The 11,907-nt window shown below is 37.7% G+C and carries 12 protein-coding genes; all 12 read right to left on the reverse strand.

What is annotated here, in order from left to right:
* Positions 1 to 117: 117 nt before the first annotated feature.
* On the reverse strand, positions 118 to 606 hold the full coding sequence (gene greA / locus JTI58_RS00730; RefSeq protein WP_004226860.1) for a transcription elongation factor GreA: 489 nt from the start codon (positions 604 to 606) through the stop codon (positions 118 to 120).
* A 175-nt stretch (positions 607 to 781) separates the two neighbouring features.
* A complete protein-coding gene (udk, locus tag JTI58_RS00735) occupies positions 782 to 1,420 on the reverse strand; it encodes a uridine kinase (protein ID WP_004226858.1) in 639 nt (212 codons plus the stop codon).
* Entirely contained in the window at positions 1,420 to 2,700 is a 1,281-nt protein-coding gene (locus tag JTI58_RS00740) for a peptidase U32 family protein (RefSeq protein WP_205444546.1), read from the reverse strand. Before JTI58_RS00740 ends, udk begins: the two co-directional genes overlap by 1 nt.
* A gap of 13 nt (positions 2,701 to 2,713) precedes the next feature.
* Complete coding sequence (locus JTI58_RS00745) at positions 2,714 to 3,646, reverse strand: peptidase U32 family protein (RefSeq protein ID WP_205444547.1); 933 nt, start codon at positions 3,644 to 3,646, stop codon at positions 2,714 to 2,716.
* 5 nt (positions 3,647 to 3,651) lie between these two features.
* Complete coding sequence (locus JTI58_RS00750; protein ID WP_205444549.1) at positions 3,652 to 4,284, reverse strand: O-methyltransferase; 633 nt, start codon at positions 4,282 to 4,284, stop codon at positions 3,652 to 3,654.
* A 286-nt stretch (positions 4,285 to 4,570) separates the two neighbouring features.
* Complete coding sequence (gene mltG / locus JTI58_RS00755) at positions 4,571 to 5,698, reverse strand: endolytic transglycosylase MltG (RefSeq protein ID WP_205444550.1); 1,128 nt, start codon at positions 5,696 to 5,698, stop codon at positions 4,571 to 4,573.
* A gap of 169 nt (positions 5,699 to 5,867) precedes the next feature.
* Positions 5,868 to 7,055: an acyl-CoA dehydrogenase family protein gene (locus JTI58_RS00760; RefSeq protein WP_205444552.1), complete on the reverse strand. Its 1,188-nt coding sequence runs from the start codon at positions 7,053 to 7,055 to the stop codon at positions 5,868 to 5,870.
* A complete protein-coding gene (locus JTI58_RS00765) occupies positions 7,052 to 8,398 on the reverse strand; it encodes an LLM class flavin-dependent oxidoreductase (protein ID WP_205444553.1) in 1,347 nt (448 codons plus the stop codon). The genes JTI58_RS00760 and JTI58_RS00765 overlap by 4 nt, the downstream gene beginning before the upstream one ends.
* 14 nt (positions 8,399 to 8,412) lie before the next feature.
* Entirely contained in the window at positions 8,413 to 9,249 is an 837-nt protein-coding gene (locus JTI58_RS00770) for a MetQ/NlpA family ABC transporter substrate-binding protein (RefSeq protein ID WP_205444555.1), read from the reverse strand.
* Positions 9,250 to 9,263: 14 nt separating this feature from the next.
* The gene (locus JTI58_RS00775; protein ID WP_243456395.1) at positions 9,264 to 9,866 is read right to left on the reverse strand and encodes a methionine ABC transporter permease; all 603 of its coding nucleotides are present in this window, start codon (positions 9,864 to 9,866) and stop codon (positions 9,264 to 9,266) included.
* The gene (locus tag JTI58_RS00780; protein WP_205444559.1) at positions 9,859 to 10,938 is read right to left on the reverse strand and encodes a methionine ABC transporter ATP-binding protein; all 1,080 of its coding nucleotides are present in this window, start codon (positions 10,936 to 10,938) and stop codon (positions 9,859 to 9,861) included. The genes JTI58_RS00775 and JTI58_RS00780 overlap by 8 nt, the downstream gene beginning before the upstream one ends.
* Before the next feature lie 40 nt (positions 10,939 to 10,978).
* Positions 10,979 to 11,788 carry a MetQ/NlpA family ABC transporter substrate-binding protein gene (locus JTI58_RS00785; RefSeq protein ID WP_205444561.1) on the reverse strand — a complete coding sequence of 270 codons (810 nt, stop codon included), beginning with the start codon at positions 11,786 to 11,788 and terminating at the stop codon, positions 10,979 to 10,981.
* Positions 11,789 to 11,907 lie beyond the last annotated feature (119 nt).

Here is an 11,907-nt window from a genome sequence, read left to right on the forward strand (position 1 = left end):
TCTATCAAGTTCGACAGCACTTGCAAAATAATTATACTCACTATTTTACTACATAGCTTTCACTCTAAAAATGGTACAAGCAGTCAGCCAAAGGCTAACTGCTTGTACATATACAAATTATTTAATTGAAAGAATTTTCACTTTCATTTCGCCACCAGGTGTTTGAACGACAACCTCTTCACCTTCAGCACGACCAAGTAGACCTTTTGCAATTGGGGATTCATTCGAAATACGGAATTCCATAGGATCTGCCTCAGCAGAACCAACAATTGTATAAGATTCTTCATCTGTTGATGGCTTACCATTAATGATTTCTACAAATGTAACCGTTTTCCCTAGTGATACTACACTGTTATCTGTCTCATCCTCAGAAATAATCACCGCGTTACGAATCATTGATTTTAATGTAGAAATACGACCTTCTAAAAAGGCTTGTTCTTCTTTTGCTGAATCGTACTCAGCGTTTTCAGAAAGATCTCCAAAATCACGTGCTATTTTAATACGTTCAACGATTTCTTTACGTGTTTCAGTTTCTAATTTTACTAATTCTTCTTCTAATTTACGTTTCCCCTCAGCTGTCATAGGGTACTGTTTTTCATTTGCCAAAGTCCTTCACTCCTTGTTTCTTCAATATAAAAACATAAAACTCGACTAAATGCGTAGAAGATGCATTTAATCGAATTTTATTATTTTTAAACGTTTTCAAATTACGCTTTGACCTAATAGTATGCATGCTTTTTCAAAATATGCATGTAAATATTGTCAATACCACTCTATCTTATTACAATACGTTGTCGGTTTCAAGAATAGTTTTAATTTTCGTTACCATTAAATCAATCGCCACCTCATTATCCCCACCTTCAGGAATAATGATATCAGCATAACGTTTGGTTGGTTCAATAAATAAATTATGCATTGGTCGAACTGCCGATAAATACTGCTCGATCACTGAATCCGTTGTACGTCCACGCTCTTTAATATCACGCATGATGCGACGAATAATGCGTAAATCTGAATCTGTATCCACGAATAATTTGATATCCATTAAATCACGTAAATCAGCATCCTCTAGCACTAGAATACCTTCTAGTATAATAACATCTACTGGTTCAACATGGATAACTTCTTCTGCTCGTGTATGCTGGACATAATCATAAACAGGTTTTTCAATTGGTTGACGCACTAACAATTTTTTTATGTGCTCAATTAATAAATCATTATCGAAAGCTAACGGATGATCGTAGTTTGTTCCTAAGCGTTCTTCAAATGTTAAATGACTTTGATCCTTGTAATAAAAATCTTGTTCAATTACCACAACAGAATGCTCACGGAAAACATCATAAATGGCGCGCGTCACACTCGTTTTTCCTGAGCATGAGCCACCTGCGATTCCGATGACAACAGGACGCTTCACTGCCATTAGTTATTCTCCTTTCGCATCATGTTATGCGGTTTCAATAGTGTGTCGCATTTAAATTTAACAATTTGTAGTGGGTGACGAGCTGCATCTAGGCTATTGCCATCCTCATCCCAAATTTCGCCCATTGTTAAACGGAAATTCTCAATTTCAGGACCAAAGAATTCTACTTCGTCACCAGGTTTAAAATAATTACGTTGTTGCATTGTCACTATTTTTGTTTCTGGATCATGATCTAAAATAAGACCAGCAAATTCATAGGTTGTTTTACGTCCATGCACACCAAACATTTGCTCCTCAACGCCAGGTGCATCATGGAAGAATGCTTCAGCCGTATCACGGTTAGCACATTTGTCTAATTCCTCTAGCCATTCCCGTTTAATGTTAAAGTTTTCTGGATCTGCACAATAGGCATCAATTACTTTACGGTACACAGAAACGACTGTCGCTACATAGTGAATGGATTTCATACGACCTTCGACTTTTAACGAGTCGATACCAAGCTCAATCATATGAGGAATCGCTTCAATTAATTTCAAGTCTTTCGGACTCATCGCAAATGGTGCATGACTATCATCGAAAAGTGCTTTTTCTTCACCATCTTCTAGTTCATATAGATCATAGTCCCAGCGGCATGATTGGCAGCATCCCCCTCGGTTTGAGTCACGAGCCGTCATATGATTAGATAGAACGCAACGACCAGAGTAGGCAATACACATTGCGCCATGAACGAAGGCCTCAATTTCAATATCCACCTTTTCCTTCATCAGCTTCATTTCTTCTCCGCCTACTTCACGTGCTAAAACGACACGATGTAAGCCTTCTTCTTTCCAGTACTGAACGGCCTTCCAGTTGGACAGCGATTGCTGTGTGGAAAGGTGAATTTCAAGCTTAGGTGCTGCTGTGCGACATGTTTCGATAATGAGTGGGTCTGCTACAATAATACCCGTTACCCCGACTGATTCAATGTCCTTTAAATAACGTTCTAAGCCATCCATATTTTCATTATGGGCAAAAATATTTGTCGTTACATATATTTTTGCTCCATATCGATTGGCAAATTCTACACCTTCACGCATCTCTTCAATGGAGAAGTTATCCGCATTCGAACGTAGACCAAACTCTCGCCCACCGATAAATACTGCATCTGCTCCGTAATGAACAGCTACTTTTAATTTCTCTAAGCTACCTGCTGGGGCAAGTAACTCTGGTTTTTTAGTAATGACACGTTTACCGTCGACAATCTCACGGATTTTGTCATTTTGCTCTAACGCTAATGCCATGGTATTGCCCCTCCTAGTAAACTGTTTCCTTGAAGATAAAGCCTGTATCTAATGGTCTAATGGCTGGTTGAATATCTTCAATTTTTGCTAATAAATCATCTTTGATCTCTTCATACGCTTCTTCTGACTCGTCAAAATACGTATCGATTGCTTTTCGATAAGCTTCTGTTACCGCTACCACATAGTCTGGAGCTTGAAGAACACCTTCAATTTTCAGAGCATGGATGCCACCTTCAAATAATTCACCAAGCTCATCAATAATACACATATCATTTGGACTGAAAATATGTGTACCGTTTACATCTTCATATATTGGATATTTATTATTTCGTTCATCATCATGTAGGAACATATTACGATTATCTTGGCGATTTTCAATAGCCATTACTTTATCTTGATATAAGAAATAATGGCCGAGTAATGGACGTTTAGATTGGAACATACATGTCATCCCATGTACTTGTACTTCAATCTCCATCTCGGTATTTTCTTTAATTTCTAATACTTCATCAAGAGAAAGCTCACGTGCTAACACGGCACGCGTTGCACCACGTTTCCCCCAGTAATTAGCCGTAAACCAGTTTGTAGCCGTCGTTTCTGGATTCCAATGTAATGGAATCGTAACATCTTGCTCTTGGCGAATAATGAGTACCGCTGGATCACCATAAATTAAACGATCCACCCCGATACGTTGCATTTCTTTTAAATAGTCAGCAAGTGCCTCTAGCTTCTCATTATGGAAAAGGGCATTGACTGCAACATACACCTTTTTACCTGCTGCGTGAATAAGCTTCGTTGCTTCTTCCACTTCTTCAACAGAAAACTCCCCTGCTAGACGTAGACCAAATTGTTGTTCACCTATAACAAAAGCATCTGCTCCAGCTTCTAAAAGTGCTTTTATATGTTCTAATGATTGTGGTGTCACAAGCAATTCTGGTTTTTTCATAGTAGTCACCTCTTCAAACATAGTAATAAACCGTCACCGACTGGTAAAAAAGCACTTGTATAATCTGGGTGCTGCATAATCCAATCCGTGAAGTTTTTTAAATTGCGAATCATTGTGCGCTTACGACGTGGAACATCCTTCAACTCTAAATCAGACAAGCCATGCATGTACATATTATCGATATATAATACCCCACCTGATTTTACTAAAGGAGCGTATTTTTCAAAAAAGCGTTGGTATTGTCCCTTCGCAGCATCAATAAAGACAGCATCAAAAGTCGTATCGATGGCCTTATCGTCCACCTCTAAAGCGTCCCCCTCAATGACCGTAATTCGATCTGATACAGTCGAACGTTTAATATAGGCTTTTGCCCTTGTTACACGATCTTGATCACGTTCAATTGTAACAATTTGGACATTGGGCAATGCCTCTGCCATACGAATAGCAGAGTAACCAATTGCCGTACCTATTTCTAAAATTTTTGTCGGATTTTGAATACGCAACAGTTGATTTAATGCATCTATACCTGCAAGTTGCATAATCGGTACATGATTCTCCTCCGCATAGGCTTCTATTTCTAAAAGCAATTCATTACGTGGCTGTATAAATGATTGTATATATGCATCTGATAATTCCATTGTTTCCACCCTCATTTAAAAGGCAACGAGCGTTTGTCGTTGTCTGTACTTCATCATTTATCAACAAAAAGAAAAGGACCAAACGTGATGTCTTGGTACTTTGCCATACAAAAATGAGCAATTGCTTAGATATGCTCAAACAATTGCCACCACGCATATTTGTCCCGCATAAATGAACGGATTGATCAAAAATCACACTTTATAATAGCATGAAAATAGAAGGAAAGCTATTTTTCTTTCCTTCTATTCCTCTGTTTGCTATATGATTTTTATTCTTCCTATACGTTTACTCTTCTTTTCGTAAATATTTTTCTACCTTCTGCAAATGTTCATCATATGTTTTCGAGAAGTGGTTGACACCCTCTTTATCTGCTAAGAAGTAGAAATAATCTGTTTGACTTGGATTTAATGATGCCTCAATCGAAGTCTTACCTGCGCCTGCAATTGGACCAGGTGGTAAACCTTTATTTTTGTAAGTGTTATAGGCATTGTCCACTTCTAAATCTTCATATAGAACACGATCTTTATGATCACCCAGTGCATATAACACGGTTGGGTCTGTTTGTAGAGGCATACCTTCATTGATTCGATTATAGAAGACACTCGCGATAGTCTCTCGATCTGTTTGAGCAGTCGCTTCTTCTTCCAATAATGAGGCAAACGTTAACAGCTGATGCACTGACATTTGTTTTTCGGCTAAAACATCACTATAGTTCTTCACCACATTATTCATGGCCGCTATCATCTCTTCTACAATGGCTTGTAAAGATGGTTTTTCTTCATAATAAGAATACGTAGCTGGATAGAAATAGCCCTCTAAATCATAGCGAATATTGTCAGCTAAAACGGCCTCTGTAACTAGCTCAGGGTAATTAGCCATCATTTGTTGAACAAATGTGTCACTCGTCACAAGATCCATAAATTCTTTTTGTGTGTACGGTGTTTTCTTTTCAATCACTTTCCCAATTTGTTCAAGTGTTAAGCCTTCTGGTACTGTCATCGTAAAGACAGGCTTACGATATACCTTCCCTGTTTTCAAGCTTTCAATGAGTTCATCAAATGTCATTGCCTGTGTTAAATCATAATTTCCCGCTTGAAATTGTGATTCATTTTTAAATTTTGCATAGTATTTAAAAACACGTGCATCTTTTATGACACCTTTTTTCTCTAGTAGTGTTGAAATGGAGGACAAACTAGAACCAATTGGTACTTCCACCGCAATTGTCTTCGTTGCATTAGGGTCTAGTGGTTTTAGTGCACCCTTCACATAATTGTACCCAAATAAACCAGCACCCCCAATTATAAGTACGAAAACAATGGCAATAATGGCGACGATTTTTCTCACGATTTTTACCTCAGATTTTCTTTCCTGCATTTTTGAAAACATTTCTTGTTTTTTAGAACCGTTATCCACGGGTTTCCCCCCTATCACTATTCAATATCATACTAGAAATCAACTTTCACGACAAACAGAAATCGACAATTCAGGAGAAATTGCATATGTAAAAAAATCTGCCAGCTATTTTTGCTGGCAGATCCCCTCTCTACAAACCTTTTACGGTTCAGAATCTTCATTATATATACTATAATTGAAAAGTTTCTCGCTTCTTATCGACAAGTAATCCCATCGCAAGTTGAGATATAACCACATCATCTGCTGGCGGATTAAAGCGGCTACATTGAACATCTCTAAATAGACGTTGGATTTTGTTTTCTTTAGATAGACTACGTCCCCCTACAACCTGCATAGCTTTTGTTACAATATCAATGGCGTAATTACAAATAACATACTTTGCAATACTAACAGACTCCGATAGTTGCTCCTTAAGAACTGGATTTTGTTCAACCTGTGTTGCAATACTATACAATGTTCTTCGTGCAGTTTGATAAAGTACTTCTATTTCACCAATTTTTTGCTGAACATGACCAGCATGAGCGATTGTATTTTCTAAGCTATGTGAATACGTATTTTTAGCAAAATCAATGGCATAATCTCTTGCTGCTCCTGCCACCCCTAAATAAACGGCTGGAATCTCTAACGAGTACACGCGACCATCAGCTAAAAAACGATTAACTTCATTTGGACGATGTCTGTAAAGTAACGCTGCTTCTGGTACAAACGTGTCATGAAAAATAATATCATGACTGCCCGTTGCTCTCATGCCCATCGCATCCCATGTTTCAACAATTTCCACTTGTTCATTTTTAGTAATGAGAAACTCAGCTGTTAGATTTTCTTCTTCCAGATAAGCAATAATGGTGAATTGTTTTAAAATCGGCGCTAATGAAGCAAATGCCTTTTCACCAGTAATGCAATATCCTCCCGGTACCTTTTTAGCGATTGTACCAGGTAAACTCCCTCGAGAAATATTCCCCTTTCCACGTTCACTGTTAATAATATTCAAAAGTGAGCCTTCCTCTACTGCTTTTCGGCATAATTCTGCAAAGATAGGCTCTGGCCATGTTTTCGCCTCACGAACATTCAAAAACGTCAATAAGTGCCAGCCAACAGATAATGCAGTAGACGCATCACCTCTAGCTAATTGTTCTTGGACTAATAACATTTCGTATAGAGAAATTTCTTCTCCACCGTATTTTAAAGGCACTGTTAATCGAAAATAACCTGCATCTTCTAAAATCTTAAAATGCTCAAATGGAAATTCTCCACTCTCATCATATTGATTAGCTGTATTCTCAATTTGTTTCGCTAAATTCTGAGCATATTGAACAAGCCTTTGCTCTCGTTCATTTCGAATAAAAATATCAATCATCCCTGAGTCACCTTACTTTTAGCAAAACGATTCAGCGGCTTTTTCAATCCTAAATGCTCTCTTAACATTGTGCCTGTATAATCTTTACGATAAATACCTCGCTCCTGCAAAATCGGTACAACCTTGTCAACAAAATCCTCTAAATCGCGTGGTAATAACGGAAACTGTAGCATAAAGCCATCTGCTGCTTGCTCTACTATCCAACGCTCCATCTCATCTGCTATTTGTGTTGGTGTTCCGACAAAAGCATCGCGCTTTGCAGGTCCAAAAAGGCGTGCATACAAATCACCAACTTTTAAATTTTCCTTTTTAATAATCTCTAAGTGTTCATAAAAGTGACTTTGAATACTATTAACTTCTGGGAATTCCACTTCGATAGCAGGTGTCTCAAGTGAGTACTTTGAAAAGTCGACATTTCCCATGTACCCAGAAACAAATTTTAAGCTTTCGTATGGATCAATCAATGCCTGTAACTCATTATATTTACGAACTGCCTCCTCCTCTGTATCACCCACTATTGGGGAAATTCCTTGTAAAACAAGAAGCTCCTCCTCCTTACGTCCAAATGGAATAAGCTGTGCCTTTAGTTGACGGTAGTGTTCTTTCGATTTTTCAATATCATCCCAATGGACAAATACAACTTCCGCTGTACGTGCAGCTAATTGTTGGCCTGGTTTAGATGCACCAGCCTCTACAATTACAGGCTGCCCCTGTACAGAACGAGCAATATTTAATGGACCTTTAACAGATAAATAGTTTCCCTTAAATGATGTTTCATGCACTTTATGACGATCATAAAATCGATTATTATCTCGGTCATAAAGAAAAGCGTCGTCTTCCCATGAATCCCATAATGATTGAACAACATCGATAAATTCCTCTGCACGTTCATAGCGATGGTCATGCTCCCAATGCTTATCGCGACTAAAATTTAAAGCCGTTTCCCCTGTGGCATCTGCTGTGGTTACTAAATTCCAAGCAACCCTCCCATTGCTTATATGATCGATGGACATTAACTGTCTTGCTAGCACATATGGCTCACTGTATGTCGTTGAAGCAGTTGCACCCAGTCCAATTTTAGTTGTTGCCGCCGCTAAAGCCGTAATTTGAATTAATGGATCAAAGCGATTTAAAATATGTGGGTGTGACTCATGATTAATGGCTAAACTGTCAGCAACAAAAGCTATATCAAATTTTCCTTTTTCCGCAATCTGCGCTACTTTTTGTAATGCTTGAATATCGATGCTTGCATTTGGTTGGGCAGATGGGTGCCTCCATGCAGCCACATGCATACCTGCTCCAATTAAATATAAGGCCAGTTTTATTTCTTTTTTCTTAGTCATTATGTTTCTCCTCCCTAATATGAATAGAAATCCTTCCATGTTGCTAATTCATCCAGCGGCATCTCCACTGGAATATAATTGCCATTCGATACTTCTTTAATAAATTTCCCCGTTTCATCGCCCTGATAAATTTCCACTATTTTCTTCAATGTGTCATTATTTTTATCTTCTGCCTTTGCCACGATAACATTAATAAATGGTTTAGCTGTTTTACTCTCATGAATGATGGCATCTTTCAATAAAAGACCAGCTTCTACAGCAACACCATTATTAATAATGGCAAAATCAGCATCCTCCATCACACGTGGCGTTGTTGCACCATCAACAGGCAAAATTGTTAAGTTTTTGGGATTACCTTTAATTCGATCTTCTCCACCGTTACCATCAAAATTGTCCGTTACGGTTAGTAGTCCATGCTCCTGAAGCAGCAGCAAAGCTCTACCCCAGTTGGAAGGATCATTTGGCACAGCGATTTTTGCGCCTTCTTTTATATCATCTAGCGATTTATATTTGTTTGAATATAAGCCAATTGGTGCCATTATCGTTGTGCCAATTGCCTGTAAATCCGAGTTATTGTTCGTATTAAATAAATTTAAATACGCAACATGTTGAAAAGCATTAATATCGACTTCTCCCTCCGCCAATGCCTGATTCGGGTCATATTGCGCAGAGAATGTTACTAATTCCAGGTTAATGCCTTCCTTACTAGCCTGTTCCTTTACATACTCCCATGTTTTCAATTCTGAGCTACGGATACCGACCTTCACAGTATCTTTTTCATCTGCTTCTGCACATGCTGCTAGTAAAAATAATAATGTAAAAAGTCCTATTACATATTTCAGCTTTTTCATGTTCTCATTCTCCCTTAAGACACCCTACGTATTTTTCGTTCAAGACTATTACCAATGCTTTGAATAATCTGTACAAGTACAACTAAAATGACCACTGTAACTAATATCGTCGTATTATCAAAACGTTGATATCCGTAAGTAATAGCAACATCACCTAAACCACCGCCTCCAACAGCTCCTGCCATAGCCGTCGCACCAATAAGTCCAATCGTTGCGGTCGTGACACTTAAAATTAAGGATGGAAAGGCTTCAGGCAACAAAAACTTTCGAATAATTTGAAATGGAGAAGCTCCCATTGCTTTGGCTGCTTCAATAATGCCCTCATCCACCTCTAATAATGAATTTTCTATTAATCTTGAAATATATGGTCCAATATGCAAGACTAACGGCACAATAGCAGCAGTTGTACCAATGGCGGTGCCAACGAGTAATCTTGTGAATGGAATGATTGCAACAAGTAAAATAATGAATGGAATGGAACGCAATGTATTGACGATCGGATTGACAATCGAGAAGATTAATTTATTTTCAAGAATATGTCCTTTTCTCGTCACAACTAAGATGATCCCTAAAATAAAGCCTAAAATGGCACCAAAAAATAAAGAAAGGCTAACCATGTACAGCGTATCTAGAACCGCGTTGATAATAATTTGTGTGCTCACTTTCACGTGCAACAACCTCCTCTATTTGAATATTTTTAGCCTGAATAAATAGAAATGCTTTTTGTATATCTTTTTCAGAACCAACAAGCTCCACGATTAAATGGCCGAATGGAATTCCTTGTAACTCAGTGATATTGCCAAATAAAACATTGACATCTACAGCAAATTTCTTAGCTACCTGTGAGACAATCGGCTGTCCGACGTCTACTCCTATGAATTTTAAATTGTAAATTTTTTTAGAGGCATCTATACTTTTTAACTGTTCATAAACAGAAGATGGGATTTCGTCCCGAACAACTGATTGGACAAAATTTTTAGTTGTCTCTTCTCTTGGTGTAGAAAAAATTTCAAGTACATTACCTGTTTCAATGATTCTTCCATTTTCCATGACAGCTACACGATTACAAATATCCCGGATAACTTCCATTTCATGCGTAATCATCAAAATTGTAATACCATACTCTATATTGACCTTCTTTAGTAAAGCTAAAATCGATTTGGTCGTTTGTGGGTCGAGAGCCGAAGTTGCTTCATCACATAAAAGGATAGTTGGTTTTGTCACTAGTGCTCTAGCAATGCCGACTCTTTGTTTTTGCCCGCCTGACAGCTCGTCAATATAACGATCAGTTTTGTCCGCTAAGCCAACAAATGCTAAAGCCTCTTTAACTTGACCTTCCAAATTCGATTTTTTTACGCCACTTATGATTAAAGGCATTGCCACATTTTCAAATACAGTTTTAGAATGAAGAAGATTAAAGTGTTGAAAAATCATACCGATTTTTTTCTTCTCCTCTCGAAGCTGCTTTTTAGTGAGCGTAGTTAATTCTTTGCCATTCACAAGTACTCGTCCAGAAGTTGGCTCTTCCAGTAAATTTACTGTGCGAATCAGTGTACTCTTACCAGCACCACTAAAGCCGATAACACCAAAAATATCCCCCTTCTGAATCGTTAAATTGATATGATTTAGGGCCGTTACAGTCGAAGTACCGACCTGGAATTCTTTTGTCGTTTCAATAAACTCAATCATGCACGTCTACCTCCTTAGCATTTATGTTGATTGCAAAGCTTTAAAATGCTGGGACAACAGCACCCTTATACTGATCTTCAAAGAAAGAACGCGCCTTTTCACTTGTTAACCACTTAACAACTGTCTGTATAGCTGGATCATCCTTTTTTTCATTTGTCGATGCTATTATATTGACATAGGGTGATTCAGAATCTTCTATAATGAGGGCATCCTTCACAGGATTATAGCCCCCTTCTAAGGCATAATTTGTATTAATAGCAGATGCTTCGACATCATCTAATGAACGAACAAGTAATGGAGAATCAACACCTATAAATTGAATACTCTTCTCATTTTTCGTAATATCTTCGACTGTATAATCACTTTTCTTGGTTTTATCTAATTCAATCAAGCCATTATTTTGAAAAAGTAATAACGCTCGTGAAAAATTGACAACATCATTAGGTACAGCAACCTTTGCATTTTGTGGCAAATCATTAATTTTTTTTATTTTCTTCGAATACACACCAAATGGTTCAATATGAATTCCTTTTACACTGACTAAATCTAAATGACTTTCTTTATTCGTCTGTTCTAAAAACGGAACATGTTGAAAATAGTTAAAATCCAGCTCGCCATCTGCCGTTTGTTGGTTCGTTTGAACAGCATCTTTTATTATGGTAATGTCTAGTTTCACTCCATCCGTTTCAAGATCTTTTGCTAAATACTCCAATACTTCCGCATGAGGAACACTGGCAGCTCCTACTTTTAATGTTACAATGTCCTCTTTACTAGCCTCTCCTTTGTTTGTGCAACCAGCCAACAAGCCTATTACCAATGCACCGATAAGCAATTTCCAACCTAATCTCATTACATTTCCTCCTTAGTAAATAAATTTACTTGGTTTAATTTAAAACAAATCTTATCTATTTACTCAGAATTGGTCAATGCCTCTTTTATTCTATTTATTAAAAAATTCAGAAAACGAAG

It is taken from the genome of Lysinibacillus fusiformis (assembly GCF_016925635.1).
GTDB lineage: Bacteria > Bacillota > Bacilli > Bacillales_A > Planococcaceae > Lysinibacillus > Lysinibacillus fusiformis_F.